The organism is Streptococcus atopicus, from assembly GCF_049166725.1.
GTDB classification, from domain to species: domain Bacteria; phylum Bacillota; class Bacilli; order Lactobacillales; family Streptococcaceae; genus Streptococcus; species Streptococcus hominis.
In genome coordinates this window covers 205,042-229,226 of sequence record NZ_JBMHFC010000001.1, presented here as the reverse complement: position 1 = coordinate 229,226, position 24,185 = coordinate 205,042, and the positions used below count along the sequence as shown (strand labels likewise).

The 24,185-nt window shown below is 40.4% G+C and carries 19 protein-coding genes and 1 other annotated feature; of the genes, 3 read left to right on the top strand and 16 right to left on the bottom strand.

The genetic code is table 11. From position 1 onward, the window contains the following. Positions 1-12: 12 nt before the first annotated feature. The 4 genes from proB to ACOMA9_RS01055 form a co-directional block, all read right to left on the bottom strand. Positions 13-1,122: a glutamate 5-kinase gene (proB, locus tag ACOMA9_RS01070; protein WP_330945069.1), complete on the bottom strand. Its 1,110-nt coding sequence runs from the start codon at positions 1,120-1,122 to the stop codon at positions 13-15. 86 nt (positions 1,123-1,208) lie between these two features. Further along, positions 1,209-2,105 (bottom strand): RluA family pseudouridine synthase, encoded by an 897-nt coding sequence (locus tag ACOMA9_RS01065; RefSeq protein WP_421424377.1) that lies wholly within the window; start codon positions 2,103-2,105, stop codon positions 1,209-1,211. Further along, positions 2,095-2,556, bottom strand: a complete 462-nt coding sequence (gene lspA, locus ACOMA9_RS01060) for a signal peptidase II (protein ID WP_421424375.1) — start codon at positions 2,554-2,556, stop codon at positions 2,095-2,097. The genes ACOMA9_RS01065 and lspA overlap by 11 nt, the downstream gene beginning before the upstream one ends. Further along, the gene (locus ACOMA9_RS01055) at positions 2,553-3,461 is read right to left on the bottom strand and encodes a LysR family transcriptional regulator (protein WP_003041613.1); all 909 of its coding nucleotides are present in this window, start codon (positions 3,459-3,461) and stop codon (positions 2,553-2,555) included. Before ACOMA9_RS01055 ends, lspA begins: the two co-directional genes overlap by 4 nt. Before the next feature lie 227 nt (positions 3,462-3,688). Between ACOMA9_RS01055 and ACOMA9_RS01050 the strand changes: the two genes are divergently transcribed. Beyond that, a complete protein-coding gene (locus ACOMA9_RS01050) occupies positions 3,689-3,946 on the top strand; it encodes a metal-sensitive transcriptional regulator (RefSeq protein WP_330945068.1) in 258 nt (85 codons plus the stop codon). A gap of 493 nt (positions 3,947-4,439) precedes the next feature. After that, positions 4,440-4,928, top strand: a complete 489-nt coding sequence (locus ACOMA9_RS01045; protein ID WP_003032586.1) for a prolyl-tRNA synthetase associated domain-containing protein — start codon at positions 4,440-4,442, stop codon at positions 4,926-4,928. A 48-nt stretch (positions 4,929-4,976) separates the two neighbouring features. Here ACOMA9_RS01045 and ACOMA9_RS01040 read toward each other — a convergent pair whose 3' ends face one another. From ACOMA9_RS01040 to ACOMA9_RS00985, 12 genes are all read right to left on the bottom strand, one after another. Continuing rightward, the gene (locus tag ACOMA9_RS01040) at positions 4,977-5,273 is read right to left on the bottom strand and encodes a rhodanese-like domain-containing protein (protein WP_421424374.1); all 297 of its coding nucleotides are present in this window, start codon (positions 5,271-5,273) and stop codon (positions 4,977-4,979) included. Further along, positions 5,263-6,918, bottom strand: a complete 1,656-nt coding sequence (locus tag ACOMA9_RS01035; RefSeq protein ID WP_330945066.1) for an FAD-dependent oxidoreductase — start codon at positions 6,916-6,918, stop codon at positions 5,263-5,265. Before ACOMA9_RS01035 ends, ACOMA9_RS01040 begins: the two co-directional genes overlap by 11 nt. A 22-nt stretch (positions 6,919-6,940) precedes the next feature. After that, positions 6,941-7,246 carry a rhodanese-like domain-containing protein gene (locus ACOMA9_RS01030; RefSeq protein ID WP_421424372.1) on the bottom strand — a complete coding sequence of 102 codons (306 nt, stop codon included), beginning with the start codon at positions 7,244-7,246 and terminating at the stop codon, positions 6,941-6,943. 191 nt (positions 7,247-7,437) lie between these two features. Then, the gene (locus tag ACOMA9_RS01025; RefSeq protein WP_421424370.1) at positions 7,438-13,905 is read right to left on the bottom strand and encodes a mucin-binding protein; all 6,468 of its coding nucleotides are present in this window, start codon (positions 13,903-13,905) and stop codon (positions 7,438-7,440) included. 370 nt (positions 13,906-14,275) lie between these two features. After that, positions 14,276-14,569 carry a 50S ribosomal protein L27 gene (rpmA, locus tag ACOMA9_RS01020; RefSeq protein WP_003032879.1) on the bottom strand — a complete coding sequence of 98 codons (294 nt, stop codon included), beginning with the start codon at positions 14,567-14,569 and terminating at the stop codon, positions 14,276-14,278. A gap of 17 nt (positions 14,570-14,586) precedes the next feature. Continuing rightward, positions 14,587-14,931 (bottom strand): ribosomal-processing cysteine protease Prp, encoded by a 345-nt coding sequence (locus ACOMA9_RS01015; RefSeq protein WP_003040403.1) that lies wholly within the window; start codon positions 14,929-14,931, stop codon positions 14,587-14,589. A 16-nt stretch (positions 14,932-14,947) separates the two neighbouring features. Next, positions 14,948-15,262 (bottom strand): 50S ribosomal protein L21, encoded by a 315-nt coding sequence (rplU, locus tag ACOMA9_RS01010; protein ID WP_003035040.1) that lies wholly within the window; start codon positions 15,260-15,262, stop codon positions 14,948-14,950. Positions 15,263-15,296: 34 nt separating this feature from the next. Further along, positions 15,297-15,368, bottom strand: a sequence feature (ribosomal protein L21 leader region). Between the two features lie 108 nt (positions 15,369-15,476). Further along, complete coding sequence (gene thiI / locus ACOMA9_RS01005) at positions 15,477-16,691, bottom strand: tRNA uracil 4-sulfurtransferase ThiI (RefSeq protein ID WP_268734087.1); 1,215 nt, start codon at positions 16,689-16,691, stop codon at positions 15,477-15,479. Between the two features lie 3 nt (positions 16,692-16,694). Further along, positions 16,695-17,837 carry a cysteine desulfurase family protein gene (locus ACOMA9_RS01000; RefSeq protein ID WP_268734100.1) on the bottom strand — a complete coding sequence of 381 codons (1,143 nt, stop codon included), beginning with the start codon at positions 17,835-17,837 and terminating at the stop codon, positions 16,695-16,697. A gap of 112 nt (positions 17,838-17,949) precedes the next feature. Beyond that, positions 17,950-19,869 (bottom strand): fructose-1,6-bisphosphatase, encoded by a 1,920-nt coding sequence (locus ACOMA9_RS00995; protein WP_268734088.1) that lies wholly within the window; start codon positions 19,867-19,869, stop codon positions 17,950-17,952. A 42-nt stretch (positions 19,870-19,911) separates the two neighbouring features. Beyond that, on the bottom strand, positions 19,912-20,730 hold the full coding sequence (locus ACOMA9_RS00990; protein WP_003027505.1) for a pyruvate, water dikinase regulatory protein: 819 nt from the start codon (positions 20,728-20,730) through the stop codon (positions 19,912-19,914). A 13-nt stretch (positions 20,731-20,743) separates the two neighbouring features. Then, on the bottom strand, positions 20,744-21,373 hold the full coding sequence (locus ACOMA9_RS00985; protein WP_003024999.1) for a CBS domain-containing protein: 630 nt from the start codon (positions 21,371-21,373) through the stop codon (positions 20,744-20,746). A 176-nt stretch (positions 21,374-21,549) separates the two neighbouring features. Between ACOMA9_RS00985 and ppdK the strand changes: the two genes are divergently transcribed. Beyond that, on the top strand, positions 21,550-24,159 hold the full coding sequence (ppdK, locus tag ACOMA9_RS00980) for a pyruvate, phosphate dikinase (RefSeq protein ID WP_421424366.1): 2,610 nt from the start codon (positions 21,550-21,552) through the stop codon (positions 24,157-24,159). Positions 24,160-24,185 lie beyond the last annotated feature (26 nt).

Here is a 24,185-nt window from a genome sequence, read left to right as displayed (position 1 = left end):
TCCTACTTCCTCTTAAAATTCTGACAATAATAATTCCAATTCAGGCGTTAGTGAAATCCAATTGTCTCGGTGAATTACCACTCCCTTTGGTTTATTGGCTTTCAGCATATCTTGTAAAGCTGACTGCCCAAAACGAACACGTCCTTTTCCTAAAATGCGCTCTGTGTCCTTTTCATAGACGGTCACAATATCATCATAAGAAAAGTGTCCTGACATTTTTGAAATTCCTGAAACAAGTAAGCTCTTGCCTTGCTCACTCAATGCTGTGCTTGCTCCTCTATCCACCCAGATAGAGCCTTGACTAGTAGCGTAAAAAGCCAACCATTGTTTTTGCGTTTTCATATTTTTGGCTGAAGCAGTAAAAAATGTGCCATTTCCCTGATTTTCTGCGGCTTCGATGAGGGGTTGCTCTTTCAAAGAAGAGCAAATGTAAACAGGAACCCCTGCCATAGTGGCAATCGTTGCTGCTTTTAGCTTGGTCAGCATACCACCTGTTCCATTAGAAGAGCCTGCTCCACCTGCCATTTCAAGCAAATCTGTCGTAATCTCCTCTACCAAATCAAGGCGCTTGGCATCAGGATTATTGACTGGATTTGCCGTATAAAGCCCGTCAACATCCGTTAATAAAACTAACAAATCCGCTTGCACCATAGACGCAACTTGAGCGCTCAACGTATCATTGTCACCGACTTTCAACTCAGCAATGGAAACCGTATCATTTTCATTGATAATCGGAATGGCTCCTCTGTTAAGCAAGACAGAAATCGCTTGATGTGCATTTTTATAGCGTCGTTTATCCGCAAAATCATCTTGTGTTAGTAAAATTTGAGCCGAGACAATCTTTTTCAATAGCAGATTCGTCGTGTATTCTTCTAGCAACAAGCCCTGACCTACCGCTGCGGACGCTTGCTTGTCTGCAATTTTTGTCGGGCGTTTCTTAAAGCCCAAAGATGAGAAACCCGCTGCTATTGCTCCTGATGAGACTAAAATCACTTCGTGCCCTGCTTCATGTAGCATGGCTAACTGCTGAGTAATCACTCTCACTTTCGCTCTCGATAAACTTCCATCCTCATTTGTTAAAGAACTGGTACCGACTTTACATACAATTCGTCTATATTTCATAACCCTCTCCAAAGCTGATATATTGCATTATTATACCAAAATTTCGAGCAAAATAAAAAAGAAATGAAGCAGAAAGAGATATTCTCTCACTCCATTCCTTTTCGCAACTTCTCTAGTGTTTCTTGGAAAATAGCTGGCGCTTCTGCTGTAAATTCCATGACTTCTCCCGTCTTAGGATGAGTAAATCCAAGTGTTCTGGCATGTAAGAATTGTCCATGCCCTTTTAGCGTTTTCCGCGGCCCGTACACTTCGTCACCCGCTACTGGATGACCAATATAAGCCATGTGCACACGAATTTGATGCGTACGCCCTGTTTCCAGCTGCAATTCTACCAGCGTATAATTGCCAAAACGTTCTAAAACATGGAAACGTGTAACAGCTGGCTTTCCTTTTGCCGTTACAGCTTGTTTTTTTCTATCTTTTTCACTGCGTCCAATCGGTGCTTCAATAACACCTCTGTCATTCGGCAGATTACCATGTACAATCGCCCAATACTTCCGCAGGGATTTTTTATCTTTTAATTCCTCAGCGAGCTTGATATGCGCATCATCGTTCTTGGCAATCATCAGCAATCCTGATGTATCCTTATCAATCCGATGGACAATTCCGGGGCGCAAAACACCATTGATACCGGACAAATCCTTGATGTGGTACATCAGCGCATTGACCAGCGTTCCGCTCGTATGCCCTGCACTGGGATGCACCACCATACCTTGAGCCTTGTTCACCACTGCAACATCTTCATCCTGATAAACAATATCTAGCGGCAGATTTTCTGCAACATATTCTAGTGCTTCTGGTTCGGGCAATTCATAAGTAATCACGTCGCCTACCTTGACAGCATACTTGGCTTTCTTCACTTGTCCGTTGACTAAGATTTGTCCATTTTTGATTTGTTCATTGGCATGACTTCGGGATAATGGTGTCAAATCAGCAACCGCCTTGTCCAACCGTACACCGCCAATCTCTACTTTAACTTGCATTGCCCTCTTCCTTTAACATCATCACTATCAGCACAAGCACACCAATCGTCAGATAACTATCCGCAACATTAAAAATTGCAAAATTGATAAAATCGAGCTGAAACATATCCACAACAAAACCTTGGCGCATGCGGTCAATAAAATTTCCAATTCCACCTGCAATAATTAAACTCAAAGCAGACAGCAGCCAGACAGAACCTTTGATGTGCTTGCTCAAATACCAGATAGCAGCGCCAATCACCACTAAAGTAATTACCGCAAACAACCATTGCTGGTTCTCCAGAATTGAAAATGCCGCTCCTGTATTTCGCAAATAGGTCAAACTCAAAATCTTTGGAATGAAAGGCTTTACTTCGCCTAATTGAATGTTTTTGACAATTTCAAACTTGACCCATTGATCCAGCGCAATCAAGGCTACAATCACAATTGGCACCATCACTTTTCGTTTCATTTTTTACCTCTTTTTGCAAAATATTCTTCCATCACAGCAACAAAAGCTGCACCGACCGGCGAAAGCTCTACTTCTTCGCGTTTGACATAAACCATACGGTTTTCCAAATTGTCTTTTAACCGAATCACCGTAATGCCGTTTACGCTATTGCTATCCAAAAATCCAGAGCCTGTCGCATAAGCATCTGTCCGCTCTAAAATACCATTTAAAGTGGCACGGTCCGTCACATTAAACATCTGAGAACTGGCACTAGTATCCACAAAATTCTCTGAGTAATAAAGATATTCGTCCTTTTCCTGTGTAAAACGAACTGTCGGCAGATCTGCTAAATCTTCCATAGTAAGCTCCTCTTTCCCAGCTAAGGGGTGATCTGCCCGTAGATAGATATGCGTCTGAAAAGGAATCAAATCTATCACTTCTAGTCCCAATTTATCAATCCGCTGCATCATTCCTTTAGTATTTTGATTGTTCAGATAGATAATGCCAATCTCGCTGTGTCCTTGTGCTACTTCGTTTAAAATCTGCACCGTAGTAGATTCAAAAATTCGGAAATTCTTATCTTTTGGATAGCGTTTGGCAAATTCCGTTATCAGAGGTGGCAAGAAATCATAGTGCTGGCTGGCAATGGAAAATTCTGCCTTTTCTTCCTCTGGATTGGCGTATTGATTTTGAAATACATCAAATCCTTTGACCAATTCTTGAGCTTTTTCGTAAAATTCCATTCCTCGACGTGTCAAAAATGTGCCGCTGCTCGTTCTACGGAATATTTTAAAACCCAATTCTTTTTCTAAATCCCGAACTGCAATGGACAAACTCGGCTGGCTGACATACATTTTCTCAGCGGCTTCACGAAAGGTGCCACTATTGGCAATGGCTACAACATAGCGCAGTTGTTGAATATTCATCCTTTTATCCTCTTTCAAGTGTTTTATCATTATACCATAAATCAAGGCATAACTAAACCTTCATACACCCATGAAATCCAGTTACTAGCAGCTTTCTGCTCAAATAGAAACTCCATTGTAAGTGACACTCTATTTCTTTCATTATACCATGAAAAGGGCGGAGCGAGAACTTTGACAAAGGGGTCCATTCAAGATATAATGTAAAAAAATAAACAGAGGACAAAGACATGGCAAACTCAAAACTTATTACACGGCTGAAACGCTCCGAAGGACAACTGCGAGGTATTCAAAAAATGATAGAGGAAGAACGCGACTGTGCAGACATTATCACCCAATTAACTGCTGTTCGCTCTAGTGTCGAGCGGGTCATTGAGTTGATGATTACCGAAAATCTTACCGACTGTCTCAATCACCCTTTGGACGATCCTGAATCTCAAAAAGAGCGACTAGAGAAAGCCGTCCAATATCTTATCAAACGAAAATAACCTCAGCAGACGACGAAAACTGCTGAGGTTTCTTTATTTGAGGTATACGACTAGTGCAATTCAAGCTATCATCTCATTTTTTAGAAAAGTGCAATGAAGCAATAAACAGAATTATCTCTAAAAAGGGTATCCGATGGGCGGACACAACAAACTACTTTTTAGGGCAGTCGTCAGCGCAGCAGACAGAGCAAATCTATTTTAGGGCAAGCCGTCAACCCAGCGGACAGAGCAAACTTGTTTCTAGGCAAGCCGTCAGCCCGGCGGACAAGGCAAACTTGTTTCTAGGCAAACCATCAGCCCGGCGGACAAAGCAAACTTGTTTCTGGGCAAACCGTCCGCCCGACGGACAGAGTGAATCGCTTTTAGGACAGACTAGTGACCCGATCGACGGAATGGACTGCTTTTGGGGGGCAGGTTGCCAACCATTGAAAGAAAAGTCCTCCTCAATATGGTATAATAAGAGTAATAAAACAAATCAAAGGAGGCAAGTAAAATGGACTTATACACAAAAGTAGAAGAAACCTTAAACAAGTTAAACATTCCATTTGAAATCGTGGAGCACGAACCAGCACTTACGACCGAGCAAGCAGACAGCTTTATCGAAGGCATTGAAGGTGTCCGCACCAAAACGATGTTTCTCACTAACAAGAAGAAAACCGCCTACTACTTGCTCATCATGGACGACAAAAAGCGCTTGGACATGGACTTATTTAAAGAACTGGTAAAAGCCAATAGAATCCGCATGGCATCCGCTGACAGTCTATTTGAAAAAATGATGTTGCCAGCAGGCGTCGTCTCTCCATTTGGATTGTTAAACAATGCCGATAAAGACATTCAAGTCTATTTTGACAAAGAAATCATGTCAGAAAAACGAATGAGTTTTCATCCCAATACCAATGAGAAAACACTCTTTTTAAACACGACAGACCTACTCAAATTCCTAGAAGCCATTGGTTACGAAGCTCATATTATTGAATTGTAATACGAATAAACCCGATTAAGATAGCACTTAATCGGGATTTCTTTTACTTTACTCTACCTCTCCGGGCCAGATATTCATACCCCCAGCCACATTGGTCACATCAAATCCTTGCGCACTTAAAAACTGACACGCAGCCGCAGAACGTGCGCCAGATTGGCAGATGACATAGTATTTCTCCTGCTGGCTGAGTTGTTTGTAGCCTTCCTCCAAACTACTCAAAGGCAGGTTCTGTGCTGTCGGAACGTGCCCTGACGCGAACTCATAAGCCTCTCGCACATCAAGAATGGATAAGGTTTCTGTCTGATATTTTTTATAAAATTCAGGCATGCTGATGCTAGTTTCCATATTCTACTCCCTCTGGTTTTACCATTTTGTACAAGGCAAAAGCGCCGTCTAGGTTCTTAACAGAAAATCCTGCTTGTTTAAGAATGCGCTCAGCAATATAGCTGCGAAGTCCGCTATGACAGCTCACGATGTAGTCCTGCGACTTGTCTAGCTCTCCTAAACGCTCACGCAGCTCATTCAATGGAATGTGAACTGTATCTACTTTCAAACGACCTTGTTGAAGCTCACTGGCCGTCCGCACATCTAGGAACTTCTTACCAGCAGCTAGTTCATCTTCCAATTCATACCACTGGATATTGTCACTCAAACCTTCTACCAAGTTTAAGGCTGCATATCCCAGCATATTGACCGGATCTTTAGCAGAGCCAAACGGTGGCGCATAGGTAAATTCCAACTCTGGCAAATCAAAAATGGTTAGATTACCTTTAATAGCCGTTGCCAAAATATCAATCCGCTTATCAACGCCTTTTTTCCCAACACCTTGTGCACCATAAATTTTGCCACTTGTTGGCTCAAAGAGGAGTTTCAAGGTCACATCAGTCGCACCCGGATAGTAGCCAGCATGATCCTTACCACTGACATGAATAACTTGATAAGGCAGGCCATTCATACGAAGAATGCGCTCGCTCAGCCCTGTTGAAGCTGCCGTCATGTCAAATGCCCGAACAATAGCTGTACCAATGCTGCCTTTATTCTTTCGAGCTACTCCAGCAATCACATCCGCAACTTGACGACCTTGACGATTGGCAGGCGAAGCCAATGAAATCAGTGCATCTTCTCCTGTAACTTCTTGCTTGACAACAATCGCATCGCCGACTGCATAAATATCAGGTTGACTGGTTTCATAACGCTCATTGACTAAGATACCGCCACGCAGTCCCAGTTCAATACCTGCCGCCTGTGCCAAAGCATTCTCCGGTTGCACCCCGACAGACAGAATGGTCACATCAGAAGCAATCTTTTGCCCATTTTCCAGCACAATGACCTTTCCCTTGTCCTCAAACCGCGTAGCAGACTGAGAAGTAATTACTTGAATGCCGTTTTTCAACAATTCAGCCTGAACAAAAGCAGCCATTTCTTCATCCAGCGGTGGCAAAACATGCGGTGCTTTCTCAACAATTGTCACATTCAAACCACGCTTACGAAGATTTTCTGCCATTTCAAGCCCAATGAATCCAGCACCAATCACCACAGCTTCTTTTGGTTCTTTCTCCAAAGCCAACATAATCTCATCTAGGTCAGGAACATTACGTAAAGTATAGGTATTTTCAGCTGTTTCCAAACCTTCAATTGGAGGCACAAAAGGCTTTGCCCCCGGAGATAAAATCAACTTATCATAACTCTCTGTAAATTCCTTTCCGTCATGCCGAACCGTCACTATATGTTGATCTGGTGAGATAGCCGTCACTTCATGGAAAGGTCGCACATCTAAACGAAAGCGTGCCTTCAAACTCTCAGGCGTTTGCACTAACAAGTCTTCCCGCTCAGCAATTTCTCCAGAAACATAGTAAGGCAGACCACAGTTCGCAAAGGAAACGAATGGCCCCTTTTCAAAAATAATAATCTCAGCGTCTTCTTTTAGCCGTCTTAAACGCGTCGCTGCAGACATTCCACCTGCAACCCCACCAACAATGATAATTTTCATTCAACTTCCTCCTTTATCACTTTTAAACAACTTTTCCGGTCCAAGCACTCATACCGCCTTGAACATTGACAACATCGTGGCCTTTTTTCTTTAGCTTTTTGGCTGCCATTTTGCTCCGCACACCGGAATGGCAAATGACATACAGTGTTTCATTTGTTGCTGGCGTGTATCTTGCGATTTCATTGAGTGGGACATTCTTTGCGCCTTTGATATGACCACGCCGATATTCAGACGGTGTTCGTACATCTAGCAGTTGAATCTTCTCTTTTAATTTTTGTTCCAATTCACTTGTAGAAATACTATCTATTTTCGTAAATAAGTGAAACATAAGCACCTCCATTTATACCCTTATGGGGTATATTAAACCATGAAGCTTTTCTTTTGTCAAGAATCTTGTTTCAATATTTTTATAAAAAAAGAAGCCCCACAAATCAACCACATTAGGTTGCTTGTGAAGCTTATCCTTTCTATCGAATGATTCAACCTTTAGATTACTTTTATATGTTTACAAAAGATTCATCAATCTTCTTTTTTTCGACGACCAATATAACCGAAAGCTGATAAAAGTAAACTTACGCCCGTCAGCGTTGCAAGCGTTGGACCAACTTGAGAATCACCTGTGCTTGGCAAGATTTCTGTTTTCGTTGGAGTTGCTTTTGTAGGAGTCGTTGGTACAACTGTCGGAGTAGTTGGCTTGTCCGGCGTTGACGGAACTACTGGAGGAGTTGGTTTATCTGGAGTTACTGGGATCGCAGTATAATAAACATCCTTAACCATATCCTCTTGAGTGACTGTTTCTGCCGAAACAGTTGCCACATCTACTGTGTAGCCTGGAATGACTGGAGATGGAACAGCGTCATAGGTTGCCTTGTCAGCTACCCAATCCGTAGTCTTCACAACATCTCCCGTTACCTTATCTTTCGTCACCGTCCGTGTCCAAGTTACTGTTTGCACATTATCGGCTGGCGTCTGGCTACCTGCTCCATGATAACGAACCGTCAAGCTCACTTTCTTGCTTTCTTGACTTTCTGCTGTGCCATGTTTCAAGTGAACTTCAAATTTTTGATAAGTTTCATTATAAATTACACCCGTACTTGGATAATTATCTGAAACAAGCTCATAGCCTTGACTTGTATAATGAGAGATCGTGTCCGCTGTTCTGTAAGAATCCGTTGTATTATAATCACCAGTTAATTCTTTCGTTTCAAGAGTTGCACCCGTTGTATCATCAATATAGCGAACTTGGGCCCTTTCTTGATTAGCTTTATAAACAACTGTTTCAACGATATCCTCACTATCACCTGTGATACCATCAACAGCTGCAACAATTGGTTTATCAGCTGTATAACCTGTAATCATTGGGGAAGTGACCGCTGCGAAAGTTCCTGTAACGGGTGACCAAGAGCCTTTAGTGGAAAGTTTTGTCACCTCATCCGTTTTCACTTCTCGAGTAAAACTCAATGAAGTACCATAACTTGATCTTGCTTCGCTACCGTTTTGATAAACATAATGAATCGTTTCCTTGACAGTTTTAATCTCACTAGATGTTGTTACTTTATGTTTTAAATGAACCACCACATTTTGGTCCACGCTGCTATCTTTATCAAACTGAGCTGGAAGATCGTCCTTAGAAACCAATTCATAGCCTTTATCTGTGTACCCTTTGACAACTTGACCATACTTCGTTTTAGCAGCTGCTGGAAGAGCTGAATCTGACTCTCCCGTCGTCAACTCTACTTGGTTTTCCAGAGTGGTGCCTGTCGTATCATCAATAACTGTATAAGTTACTTTTTGAGTTTGAATACCATAATGAACATCTTTAACAATATCTTCTTGCGTGACTTTTTCTTGCGGAACTGTTGCCACATCTACTGTATATCCTGGAATTACTGGCGATGGAATAGCATTATAATTTGCTTTATCTGCTGTCCAATCCGTTGCCTTCACAACATCGCCCGTCACCTTGTCTTTTGTCACCGTCCGTGTCCAAGTTGCTGTTTGCACATTATCGGCTGGCGTCTGGCTACCTGCTCCATGATAGCGAACCGTCAAGCTCACTTTCTTGCTTTCTTTGTTATCTGTTGTACTATGTTTCAGACGAATGACAACGTTTTGATCTTTCGTGCTATCCTTGTCAAACTTGGCTGGTAAATCATCTTTAGAGATTAACTCATAGCCTTTATCTGTATATCCTTTGACAATTTGTTCATACTTCGTTTTAGCAGTTGTTGGAAGGGCAGAATCCGAATCACCAGTCGTTAATTCTACTTGGTTTTCCAAAGTTTTTTGTGTCGTTTCATCAATGACTGTATAAGTGACTTTTTGCTTATCAGCTGTATATGTGACTTTTACAACCACATCTTTACTATCACCTATGATACCATCAACAGCTTCAACAACTGGTTTGTCAGCTGTGTAACCTGCAATTATTGGAGAAGTGACTGCCACAAAAGTACTTGTACTTGGAGACCATGCACCTTTTGTAACAGCTTTTGTTACTTCATCAGTCCTCACTTCTCTAGCAAAGTCTAGTGTAGCTTTATGACTTTCTGCTGCTTGGCTACCATCCTTATAAACATAATGAATTGTTTCAGTAACAGTTGTATTTTCCGTAGATGCTGTCACTTTATGTTTCAAGTGAACAACGACATTTTGGTCTACGCTACTATCTGTGTCAAACTGAGTAGGAAGATTGTCCTTAGATACCAATTCATAACCTTTAGCAAGATAATCATCAACGGCTTTATCATACTTCGTCTGCGCATCATCAGGAAGATTTGCACCAGAATCACCTGTTGTCAACTCTACCTTGTTCTTTAAAGTAGTGTGGGTTGTATCATCAATAATAGTGTAAGTGACTTTTTGCTTGTCGGCCTTGTATTTAACCGTAACCTTGATATCCGCCTGATTAGCAGTTACGTTTTCTGCGTCAACTTTAGCCTTATCTGGTGTATAACCATCAACAGTTGGAGAGACTACCTCTGGGAAGGTGCCAGTAGATGGTGCCCAAGCCCCTGGTGTAACATCCTTCGTCACTTCATCTGTTTTCACTTCTCTAGTGAAAGTCAAGCTAGCTTTCTTCTCTGGAGCTGCTGGTGTATTATCATCCTCGTAAACGTAGTTAATCGTTTGCGTTACAGTCTTGGTTTCTGTAGAAGTTGACACTTTATGTTTCAAGCGAATCACCACGTTTTGGTCTACGCTACTGTCAGTATCAAACTGAGCTGGCAATTCATCCTTAGAAGCCACTTCGTAACCTTGTGCTAAGTAACCCGCGACTACGGTGTCGTATTTCGTTTTCGCAGCAGCTGGAAGAGCAGCACCAGACTCGCCTGTTGTCAATTCAACTTGATTTTCCAGAGTCTGACCTGTTGTCTCATCTACAACTGTGTAAGTAACTTTTTGCGTTTGGATTGTGTAATATACATCCTTAACAATATTCTCTTGAGTAACTGCTTCAGACGGCACCGTCTCGACATCCACGCTATAACCAGGAATCATTGGAGACGGAACAGCATCATAGTTTGCCTTATCCGCTTTCCAAGCTGTGGCAGAAACTTCTGTGCCTGTGATCTTATCTTTTGTTACTGTACGCGTCCAAGTCGCTGTCTGCACCTTGTCTGCTGGTGTTTGTCCACCGGCACCGTGATAACGAACAGTCAAGTTTACAGACTTGCTTTCTTGGATATCAGTTGTACCATGCTTCAAGTGAACAACCACATTTTGATCGTGGCTACTGTCAAGGTCGAACTTAGCTGGGAGCTGCTCTTTCGAAACCAATTCATAACCTTGAGCTAGATAAGCATTCACCATTAAATCATATTTTTCTCGAGCACTGTCTGGAAGAGGAGTATCAGAGCCTCCGCTGGTAAGTACTTCCTTATCTTTCAGCGTTTTTTGGGCAGTGTCGTCAATGATGGTATAGGTTACTTTTTGCTTATCTGCTTTATAGGTAACCGTTTCTTCAATATCTGCGCTATCTCCCGTAATCTGTTCAACGGCTGCTACAGTTGCCTTATCTGGTGTATAACCATCAATCTTTGGAGAAACTACCTCTGGGAAGGTTCCGGTAGACAGGATCCAAGGACCCTTATAGACAATCTTATTAGTCACCAGATCCTTGGTGTTAATCCGATAGAACTTCAAAGTCTGAACCTTTGTATCCGCTGCCTGTGTGTTATCTTCATAAACATACTTGATGGTCTCTGTGACTGTCTTTGTTTCTAGAACTGCAGCTCCCTTATGACGTAGATGAACTTCAAAGGTTTGAAGAGTTTCATTATAGGTTACACCATTTGTTGGATAATTGTCTGAAACAAGTTCATAATTTCGATCGGTATACGTCTTAATGGTTTCAGCTGTTCGATAAGGATCAGTCTGCCCATAAAAACCATTCAGATCCTTCGTTTCAAGCGTTTCTCCTGTTGTGTCATCAATATAAGTGACCTTTGCACTAGCTGGATTAGCTTTGTAAACGACTGTCTTTTCGATATTGGAACTATCAACAGTAATGTTGTCAACTGCTGGAACTTCCGCTAAATCTGGAGTGTAACCTTTGATTGTCGGCGATGTTACGGCTGCAAAACTTGTTCCATTTTCCGCTGTCCAATCACCAGTTGTAACATTTGTAACAAGGTCAGTTGTTGCTGTTCTGGTGAATTTTAAGCTGCTAGTGTGGCCTGGAGCTGCTGGTGCACCGCCCTCGTATGTATAATGGATAGTTTCCTTAACCGTCTTTTCTTCTGCTACTGAAGTCTTTTTGTGTTTCAAATGAACTTCAAAGGTTTGAAGATTTTCATTATAGGTTACACCAGTTGCTGGATAATTATCTGAAACAAGTTCATAATTTCGATCGGTATACGTCTTAATGGTTTCAGTTGTTCGATAAGGATCAGTCTGCCCATAAAAACCATTCAAATCCTTCGTTTCAAGAACTTTTCCTCCGTTAGTATCATCGTCAATATACGTAACTTTGGCACTAGATTTATTTACAGCGTATACATAATAAAAATCTTGATCGTCATTAGTAAACGGAATTTTTTGAGTTCCTTTTAATTGTGTTCCGTACGATGAAATCTGCTTATCAGTAGTCAAAAGTGTATAGCCTAAAATTATTTTTGGATTTGCAGTATAATCAGGGGATTGTTGCGCAATCGATAAACCTGCTGGATAGCCATATTGATAGTCCTGAGTTGCAATCTCCTTACCATTAGTATCTACATAATGTATTGCTATCTTCCTTTGCCCTTCTGAACGTGCTTGTGAAGGGGTTGTTGTTTGTGTAATTGTTCCTTCTCTAAGTGCAGGAGATACACTATCATCATCCTCTACACTATAACTTTTTGAAGTGCCAGTGATTTTATTATTGATAGATGAATCTGCAAAAGTAATTCGTGTGGAATGAGAAGTACCTTGAATTACACTCATATTTTTTAAAATTTCACTAACTTTTTTATTAACTTCTTCTGAGCGATTGATTTCTTGATACTCATCGCCCATTTGTGCGTAATCGTCTGTCGGCCAAATATCATGATAGGTAGTTGCACCCTTACCTGTCATTTTTCCTAAGTTAATAGCCACTGTGTAAGTGCCATCGCCATTATCAATAACCACTGAAGAATTCTTTCCAGCTTTTTTTAAAGCTTTCAAAATATCATTATCTGTTGAATTCGCAGGTAAGGAAATTAACTGATTTTGTTTCTCAGTTTTGATTGGTATAGATGTTGACGTATCTTTATTAACGAGATATTTGCCATCTTCACTAATAGCTAATGTACTAGTAATTCTATAAGGTTCTGGCTTAATATCAACAATCTTTGATCCATTTTCTGCCTTTATGCGATGAATGGTAATAATATCCCCTGTTGGAATTTTAGTATCTCCAGGCTCTTTACCATCACTAGACAACATATTGTTATAATAATTCGCATCACCAGTCGAAGTACCAATTTTAATTGAATTAGCAGCATCAGTCGAAATATTATGATATACCGCAAACGGAGCTTGTGCTTTAGGAAATTCTCTTGGAACTGGCTTAAATGTAAAAGTGTTTCCATTTATATCCAGTTCAATATTTGACTTACTTGATTTAGCCGTAAATTTTGCTCCACTAGCGGCTCTTTGAGTTATTGTAATTGCCTTTTGGGTATTTGTAGCAGCAGAAGCAAACTCATTACTTAATGTAATCACATAAGCAAGATCATTAGGATTAGAATAATCGAATTTAATTGTTCCAACACCATCAATTTTTTCTACTGTACCAGAACTGAGGTTAGAATAATAGGCTGCATAGGCATTATTTATTAGTTTAACCGGAATACGAATTGTATCACCTGACTTTAAAGTGCCATCTTGAGTAAGATTAAACCTCATCTCAACTTTTTCAAAAGAAACTTCTTGTGCTGAGAGATTTTTTGAAGTCCCAGCAGTCATAGTTTCACCATCTCTTGTTGTAACAGTCACTTTAAAATCTGAAATCTGAGAAGGAGTTTCTGTCACACTTCTGCGACTGCGTGCTGCTCTTGTTTGAAGTGCTGTATTCGTTTCTTTCGTCTTCGGAGTTGTTTCTGACTGAGACGGAGTTAGAGATGGTTTAGAAGATTCTTCTTCCGTTGATGAGCTATTGCTGCTTGATGGAGATGAATCTTCTGATGACGTGCTTTCTGTACTTGAGCTTTGAAGTCCTGAAACAGATTGAGCCGCATCCATTATTTCATTTTCTGATACTGAAGAACTACTGACTGAAGAAGCATCTTCTGATATTGGAGTTGGAACAACAGCTTTTTCAGTTTCCATTTTCTCTGATGAATCTGAAACACTGGTAACTTGACTGTTAGTACTCTTCTGCTCCTCGGCTTGAACTGTCTGACTTCCTCCCACAATTCCATACATGGCTAAAGTGGCTATCGCAATGGAAACAAGACCAACACTTTTCTTCCGTAAAGAAAATTTATCTCGTTTTCCATTATAAAGTTTAAAACTTTTCATTTAGTATATTCCTTTCATGGTAAAATATCTATATAATTTTTATCTGATGGGTAAAGTTGAGAGTAAAAACCTATTACCCGTTCCTAAAAATTGAATAAAACTACATTATATATTATAATTTGATAACTGGAATTATTCAACTAATATGATACTAAAATACATAAAAAACACATGTAAAATGTACTTAAAATAAAGATAGCTGCAAAATTGTTTACAGCTATCTCAGAATAGGTTGACTGGGCTACCCCAGCCTCTTATGTATCTTTTGTAAGATAAAAATTGTTCATTTTATCTGCAAGTTTTTGTTAAAATGATTTATCATTCCCACAAGAAAGGCCCACACCATTTAGAGGCACGGGTCTTTAAATTCTTATTTCGCAATTGGGTAAACAGAAACTTGTTTTTTATCGCGACCTTTGCGTTCAAAGCGTACAACGCCTTCCACTTTCGCAAACAAAGTGTCATCTCCACCGCGTCCAACATTGACACCTGGATAGATGTGAGTACCGCGTTGACGGTAAAGAATAGATCCACCAGTTACAGTTTGTCCGTCAGCCGCTTTAGCTCCAAGACGTTTTGCTTGTGAATCACGTCCGTTAGATGTAGAACCTCCACCTTTTTTGTGGGCGAAAAGTTGCAGATTAGCAAGATTCATTTTCAACATAATGTTTTTCCTCCGTGTTAGTTTTCTGTGATAACTCTTGTTTGGACGAACTCAGCTGAGTCCTCCGATAAGTTTGCCATACCTAAGAAGAATGATTCAAAGAAAAGTTGAGTCATTTCTCTTTGGTGAGGTGGGATATCCGTAGGAATCTCTACTCGTAAAAATCCACCTTCTTCTTCGTTTAATTCTAAGATTGGTTCATAGCCTGCGAATTTCTCAATCGAATTGATGAAATTTATGGCAAGCGTAGAAACCGACGCACACACGACATCAAAGCCGTATTCGCCACTTTCGGCGTGTCCAGTAATTTCTGCACTCCTCAGCTCACCATCCTCGGCTCGTTCAAAGACTGCTTGTATCATGTGCTCTCCTTAAAAATTAAGCGTTAATTGCATTGATGACAACCTTAGTATATGGTTGACGGTGGCCTTGTTTACGATGGCTACCTTTTTTAGGTTTGTACTTGTAAGTAACAACTTTCTTTTGTTTTCCTTGTTTTTCAACAGTTCCAACAACAGTAGCTCCAGAAACAAGCGGAGTTCCGACAACAGTGTTTTCACCACCAACAAGAACAACTTCGTCAAATGTTACATCTTGACCAGCTTCAACGTCTAATTTTTCAACGTAAATTGCTTGACCAACTTCAACTTTAACTTGTTTGCCGCCAGTTTTAATGATTGCGTATGTGCTCATTATGCACCTCCTATGAATTTTACGGGTTTCCCCTAATTTTGTGAAGACTCGCCTAGCATCGTGGGACGAACCACTTATGACGATGTTCGAGCGGTTGCACAGGCTGTGCATAGTCAACTCTATAAGTATAGCATTTCTGGAATAGTTTGACAAGTATTTTTTATCAAAAAGTAGCTATCTGATGAATCGTTAAGCAACAGCAAAACAATTTTCGCTACAACAATCCTTCAATCATTTCATCCACTTCGTCTGTTTCTACTTCTGGTGTGATTTCAGTAATGATGATACCAGCAACAGCACGTTCCACTAATCCTTCCACATCCATACGTGTTTCGTATTGCTCTGCATTTTTTATCTTTGGATTGGTTTTCGGACGATCTGGAGCAAAAATGGTACAGCAATCTTCAAAGGGCTGAATTGAGATATTAAAGGTATCAATCTTTTCAGCAATGTCAATGATTTCCAGCTTATCCATGGTCACAACTGGGCGAATAATGGGAGTGTTAGTGACAGCATTAATCGCTTGCATACTCTCTAGCGTTTGGCTAGCAACTTGACCAAGGCTTTCTCCATTGATGATAACAAGTCCCTCGCGTTCTTCACGAATGCGATCTGTAATGCGCATCATAAAACGACGAGTTAGGGTCATCAGATAAGCTTCTGGTGCTTTAGCTTTGATTTCTTCTTGAATTTCTGTAAATGACACTTCAATAAATTGAATATTGCCACCAAATTTGGTTAATTTGCGCGTCAAATCCCGCGCCTTTTTGAGAGCACCGGGACTTGTATAAGGCGGGCTAGCAAAGTGCACCGCTTCAATATCCACCCCGCGCTTTAGAGCCAGATAACCTGCAACGGGTGAATCAATCCCGCCTGACAGCATCAGCATGCCTTTTCCAGATGTTCCGACAGGAAGACCGCCTGCTCCACGAATCGTTTCATAGGACAGATAGGCTGCTTCTTCGCGGATTTCTACTTGCAGTGTAATATCTGGCGCTTTCATCTTGACTTGAACATGTGGGATGGCATCAAACACGGCATTCCCAAGAGTTTGATTCAGCTCACGGCTATCCAATTCAAAATTGTGGTCGCTACGTTTGCTGGCAATCTTAAACGTCATTCCTTCTTTATAAATTTCTTTCATAATTATCTGTACCGCTTCAACCAAAGCAGGAACTGATTTCTCAACTTTATAAGACGGCGAAAAATTTTGAATCCCAAAAATCTGTTTAAGCGATTCTGCAACAGGTTGATAGTCCGTTCCGTGAAGATAGACATGTGCACGATCTCGGTCTGCTTTCACATGCACATCTGGGTAAATAGAGAGGACTGCCTGCATATTGCGTTTCAATTTGTTAATAAAACGCATGCGATTTTTTCCTTTAGTCGAAAGCTCGCCGTAGCGAACCATAATTTCTGAATATTGCATTGTTTACCTTACTTTTCTAGTTTTTTCATAAATGAGTTTAAACGTTGTCAGAAATTGCTCAATCTGACTCATATCATTATCGGCATCCAGACTAATCCGAACAGCAGTTTGAGCCAGGGATTTTTCAACACCCATGGCTATCAAAGTTCCAGCTGGTTTGCCCGCTTTAGAGGAACAAGCACTCGTAGTAGAGATATAAATGTCATACTCTTCAAAAGCATGAACTACCACTTCACCTCGTACGCCTTTAATTCCGAAAGTCAAAATATGGGGCGCAAACTCTTCTATTCCTGAAAAAATCGTCACATCAGGATACTTAGCTAGCTCTTCTAGGATAATTTCTTTCATTTTTGCGGTTCGTGTGGTGAAAATTTCCAAATTTTCCATAGACATGCGCAAGGCTTTTGCGGTTGCTGCAATACCCGCCAAATTTTCAGTCGTAGAACGCTTATCTGATTCTTGACCACCACCATTCAACAGCGGGCTGATTTTCTTACCAGACTTGATATAGACAAAACCAACACCCCGTAATCCATGAAATTTATGACTAGAAAATGTCGCAAAGTCCACGCGCTCGGTCAAGTAATCTTTCGTTGGAATCTTAGCTATGGCTTGTACTGCATCCACATGAAAAGAAATAGTTGGCTTGTCCGCTAAAAGTTCTGAAATAGCTGCAATTGGTTGAACAGAGCCGATTTCATTGTTGACCGCCATGACTGAAATTAAAGTCGTATCCGATCGGATAAGGGTAGCTAATTTTTCAACATCTACAAAACCTTTTTTATCAACAGGCGCAAAATCCACTTCAAAACCTTGCTGCATCAGCCAGAGAGCGGATTCTTTCACTGCTGGATGCTCAATAGCAGATACAATGATATGCTTGCCATAGCGCGCTTTTTCAAAAGCCACACCCTTGATAACCCAATTATCACCTTCCGTCCCTCCAGACGTAAAGAAAATCTCTTGAGAGGATTTACCGAGAAGCTCCGCAATTTGCCTGCGAGATGCATCTAACAAGCGGGTCGCCTGATTGCCCAAACTGTGGAGACTAGAAGGATTTCCCCAAATTTTAGAAGCAACTTCTGTATAGGTAGCCAAAGCCTCTGGGTAAGGCTTGGTCGTTGCTGAATTGTCTAAATAAATCATCTTAAATCTCTCCATTTCAATACTCCTATTGTAACACGAAAAAGAAATGGGGACAACAGCAAGACTTGAAATGAAAAGACCCTCCAAGTTTTGACTTGAAGAGCCATGAAGGTTAATCATAAAATTCATGCAAGAGAGCGGATAGTTCCTGTTGTTGTTCGATGAGGCTTTGACCGATTGTCGTTGATTTTATCAAAGTTCGCTCACGGACATGCTCAATCACTCTCTTCAAGGATGAGAGATCTACAGCCTGCTCAATCATGTTTTGAACATTTTGAAAAGGCTGATGCGTGACAATCTGGAAACCATAAGAATTATTGAGCAAGGAATAGCCAGCAATTCCCGTTTTCTTTTGATAGGCTTCACACAAACCACCGTCAATAACGAACAGCATGCCTTCTCCTCGGATTGGGGATTCGCCTTTCAATGTTTTTACAGGTGTATGCCCGTTTACAATCCTAGAATCTTCAGAAAAGAGACCGAATTCTTCCAAAATCAACTTGCAAATCTTAGCAGAATTCCGATAAGAGAAATAAGGATTTTCTTTTTCAACATGCGTTTCCTTATCCTCGATAAAATAACGCTCCAAGGTCGTCATCTTGTCCTTACCAAACAAGGGAGATAGTTTCCCATTCCAACAGTACCAGATAAGATCCGTTGAGAAATCGTCTTGAATTTTCGGATTTTTGGAACTTTCTCGAATATGGTATTCAAAAAAGTCGAGCAATTCTTTACCAGCATAGCGAATTTCATTGATCTGTAAAGGTTGAAAATCTCCAGATTCTTCCAAAGGAATGCAGCCATGAAAAAGGAGGTGATTATTATAAATCTTATACATCGAACCCTTGTTCATCAAAAAAGAAATGTGACGTTTGATTTGAATTGAATGCTGAAAAGAATCTAGCAAAGTAGCAACCACTTCCTCTTCCTCGTCTGTCAGCTGATCTGGCTCTTGAGGATTGATTGTTTGGAAGCAAGTATTAGCTAAAAAATGCTTCTTTTCTCCAACTAGAATACTCTCTTCCCAATAATCAATCTTATCAAGCGTCAAATTTTGAGCCATATCAAACTCCGGCCGCCTTTTAATCAGTTGATTTTCTAATTTAAACTGAATGATTGCTAGTGCTTGGTGAACCTTTTCCAACTGGAGAATTTCGATAGGAGAATAGCGGTCGCTTCGTTTTCCTAAGTTGGGCTTAAATTTTGCATTTTCCGAATAAGTCTTTTCGGCAAAAAGAACGAGCGGTCTTAGATTGAGACCATAAGCTCTCTCAATATCGTAAAGATAGCCATATCTAGCAGCTATTCGCAAGAGAATAAGCAAACATTCTTTCGAGCCAAAGAAAGCCCCCATCCAGATAATATCGTGATTACCCCATTGAATATCCACAGAATGATAAGCCATGATTTCATTCATTACTTTATCTGCGGCTGCCCCGCGGTCAAAAATATCGCCAACTATATGAAGATGATCAATGATTAACTGCCGAATGACCTTTGCTAATGCCGAAATAAACTGACTTGCCTCGCCTAAATCAATCAAATAGTTCTGAATCGTTTCAAAATAAATATTGCTATCCGGCAAATTTCGATCTGTATAGAGCAATTCTTCAATCACATAAGCATATTGTGGCGGCAAAGCCTTTCTCACTTTGGAACGAGTGTATTTTGCTGCCACAAAAGTTAGCAAAGTCAACAAGTTTTGAATAATTTCTCCATACCAGCTCTTGTCTTTCAAAGGATAAAGAAAACCATCGCTCAAAACTTCCTGGGGATAAGCAATCAGCAAGGTCAGCTTGTCTTTTTCCGCTTTTGATAATTCCTCTCCAAAGCAGTCGTTGATTTTTTCATTCAGATTCCCCGCGCAGGTTCTTAAGATGTAGTCAAAAGCCTCAAACTCACCGTGAATATCGCTAAGATACAATTCTGTCCCTTTTGGCAAATTTAAAATAGCTTCCAGATTGATTAACTCTGTAATGACTTTTTGCTTGGAATCAAACTCTTTTAATAAAATTCGTTTGTATTGTTCCATTCGTTCACCTCGTTTAAATACAGCACCTTAGGGCTTTAATTCTTATTTTGAAGCCAGAGATTTTAAATGTTCTTCAATGATGCAAGCCGTTTCTTCAATAGATTTATCTGTCATATTGATAACATGAGCCTGATATTTTTGGAAAACTTTTTTAGAATAGTCCAATTCTTCATAAATTTTTTCAATATCTGTATAGCTTGTAGCTTGTGTCAAACCGAGCGCATCCAGACGGTTACTTCTCACTTTTGCCAATTTATCTGGGTCACACACCAAGCCTATCATTCTTCTTCTATCTACTTTATCCAAGACTTGCGGTAGCGGAACCTCTGGAATCAAGGGAAGATTGGACACTTTGTAACCTTTATTAGCTAAATAGATACTGAGCGGAGTCTTGGAAGTCCGAGAAACTCCTAGAATCACAAGGTCTGACTCCAAAAATCCTTGCGGGTTCTTGCCGTCGTCATATTTAACAGCAAATTCAATAGCAGAGATTTTATTGAAATATTCCGTGTCCAAACGGTGCAGAACTCCCGGAACTTCAATCGGCTGAGTACCTGTTTTTTCCTTGATGATTTCAAAGAACGGATTCATCAAATCCAAATAAGATAAATGATTGACCCTGCTAAATTCTCTAGCTGTTGCAGCTAAATGGCTATCTACCAACGTGCTGATAACAACTGCGTCATCTTTGATAGCATCCTGCAAAATATCCAACAATTCAGATTCTTTATTGATAAAAGGAAACCGATAGCTATTATTAAAAATCAAATCTGGGTATTGAGCCATAACGGCTGACAGTAATTTTTGGGATGTTCCTCCCAAAGAATCAGAAATGGCGTAAATGGTAATCTCTTGTTTCATGAAAACTCCTTTTTTATCTATTCACTTCTGCATTTCTAGCTTCTTGGATAATAAAGTCCAACAAGGCTGATTTAGTAATTGTTCCGATAATATGACCTTCATTTTGCTCCTCCACAACAGGCAAGGAATCAATGGCAAAATCCTGCAAAAGTGCCGCAGCTTCAAGGATATTCAAATCTTTATGGCAGGTTTTTATATGCGGCATTCTGGTCATGCAAACAGCTACTGGTGTCACATCAATATTGGCATTGAGCGCCGCTCTTAACAAATCCTTTCGCGACAAAATGCCCAGCAATTGCTTTTTTTCATCTATCACATAGAGAACATCTGAATCATACATAAATAAAGTAATAATGGCATCTTGAATAAACGAATCGTGCGTCACCAATACTGGTGAGGTCATGACATCTTCAACTTTCTTCTGAAAAGTATCAAAGAAAAAGAGCGTTTCCAAATCCGAACCAGCATAAGTGTAGCCAACTTTCGGACTTGCTTTTAAAATCCCCACTAAGGTTAGAAAGGATAAATCTGAGCGCAAAGTTGCCCTAGACACATCTAGCAGTTCTGAGATTTTTTCACCGCTAACCGGTTGATCTTTCTTTACAATCTCAACGATCTCTTTTTGTCGTTTTGTTAATTTCAACTTTTACTCCTTTTCCAATATCAATTTCAAATCATTATTATGTGTCATATTATAACAAATAAAACTCGTTTGTCAACGATTTATGATTGGTTTTTTCAGTTGACAAACATATATGACGTATATTACAATGTATTTGTCTTTTATTATGACACATATTTAATAAATTGGAGGCAAAAATGGATAAATGGATTTATTCTTTTGAAGAAGGACGCGCTGAAGACAAGGCGCTACTAGGTGGTAAGGGTGCCAATTTGGCAGAAATGACCCATTTGGGGCTACCTGTACCTGAGGGATTTACGATTACAACTCAAAGTTGTCTACGTTATTTAGAAACTCCTTCCTTTTTCGAATCTATTTTAAAAGAGGAAGTTTTGAAAGCGATTACTAAACTAGAAACCAAAACGAATAAATTTTTCATGGGGAATGAACCCTCACTACTACTGGTTTCTGTCCGTAGCGGAGCTAAAATTTCTATGCCTGGTATGATGGACACGATTCTCAATCTTGGACTAAATGACTTGCGTGTTCAGACTTTAGCAGATGCGACAAATGCCAATTTCGCTTACAATTGTTATCGGCGTTTATTGCAGATGTTTGCTGATGTCGTTTACGGCATCCCCAAAGAAGAATTCGACCAATGTTTAGAAAAAACCGAAAAACAATTGAATAAGAAGGTCAATGACTTTTCAAAAGAAGAACACCAATCACTTATTCAACAATATAAAGAAGTCTATCAGGAACACTATCAAAATTTCCCACAAAGCCCTAAAGAGCAACTTTACGCTGCTATCAAAGCGGTATTCAAATCATGGAACAATCCACGCGCTAAAGTTTACCGCGAATTGAACCAAATTCCCCACGACTTAGGAACGGCTGTCAATGTTCAGAGTATGGTGTTTGGCAATAGCGATCAAAAAAGTGGCACAGGCGTTGTTTTCACCAGAAACCCTGCCACTGGTGAACCTCATCTGTTTGGGGAATTTCTCCTCAATGCCCAAGGAGAAGATGTCGTTGCCGGTATTCGGACTCCAGAGCCCATTGACTCTCTTAAACGGATCTTACCGCAAGCCTATGAAGATTTCTGCAACTACGCCAAGATTCTTGAAAAACACTACAAAGATATGCAGGATATTGAATTTACCATTGAAAAAGAGAAACTTTATATTCTGCAAACGCGAAATGGGAAGCGGACAGCTAAAGCAAGTTTAAAAATCGCTTTGGATTTAGTAGATGAAAAAATGATTTCAAAGCAAGAAGCTCTCTTGCGAGTCAGTCCTTCTACCATTGACCAACTGATTCACCCTGTTTTTGAAGAAAAAGCTTTAACATCAGCTCATCACTTAACTCAGGGACTTCCTGCTAGTCCAGGTGCCGCAACAGGAGAAATTGTCTTTACTGCCGAGCGCGCCAAAGAATTTCATGCACTTGGAAAGAAAGTGATTTTAGTTCGCCAAGAAACTTCTCCCGAAGACATTGAAGGAATGGTAGTTAGTCAAGCAATCGTGACCAGTCACGGTGGCATGACTTCTCATGCAGCCGTTGTAGCTCGTGGCATGGGCACTTGTTGTGTCGCAGGATGCGGAGAATTATCTATCAATGAAGACGGAAAAACACTTGTATGTGGTAAGGTAACCTTAAAAGAGGGAGACATCCTTTCTGTAGACGGCACTTCCGGCAAACTCTACATTGGAAGCATTCCAACCACTATGATTGATAATAATGACGAATTACAACTGTTCCTTTCTTGGGCAGATGAGATTGCACAGCTAACCGTTCGAGCGAATGCCGAAACCATTCAAGATTTGAAAACAGCTGTTCAATTTGGAGCCAAAGGCATTGGTCTTGCTCGTACAGAGCATATGTTCTTTGGTGAGGAACGGATTTTAGAAATGCGCAGATTGATTTTATCAACGAATGAAATCGAAACTAAGTCTGCTTTAATGACACTTTTGGCATTTCAAGAAGAAGATTTCTATCAGATGTATCAAACCATTCAAGATAAACCGATGATTGTCCGCTTGCTAGATCCGCCTATGCACGAATTTTTACCAAAAACACAACAGGAAATTGAGCAATTAGCTGGGAAATTGCAAGTACCTCTTGATACACTAATGCGGAAAATCACTTCTCTGCAAGAAACGAACCCAATGCTGGGACATCGTGGTTGCCGCTTGGGAATTACACAGCCTGAAATTTATAAAATGCAGGTAGAAGCCATTTTTAATAGCGCTATAAGACTAGCAAAAGAAGGCATGGTCATTAAACCAGAAATCATGATTCCTTTAATCGCAGAAAAGGCGGAGTTGGTTTCAATCAAAACATCTCTTTGTCAGCATATTGATAAGATTTTCAAGAAACATCACATGCAGCCATTCCCTTATGAAATCGGTACAATGATTGAACTGCCACGCGCTTGTTTCATCGCAGATCAATTAGCCGAGGAAGCAGACTTCTTTAGTTTTGGTACCAATGATTTGACGCAAATGACCTATGGTTTTTCTCGTGATGATATTGGAAAATTTATCCAGCATTACAAAGAGGGAGAAATCATGTCATTTGATCCATTCCAAACCATTGACCGAGCTGGAGTGGGCGAGCTCATGAAAATAGCTATTTCAAAAGCTCATCAAGTAAAGCCAGAACTTCCAATTGGTATTTGCGGTGAAGTCGGAGGAGATCCTGCTTCTATTCCTTTCTTCCAAGAGATTGGCATTACTTATGTTTCTTGCTCACCTTATCGTGTTCCTGCTGCACGATTAGCTGTTGCGCAAGCACATCTTTCCTAGTTCTTTCCTTATAAGTGAATCAGCTC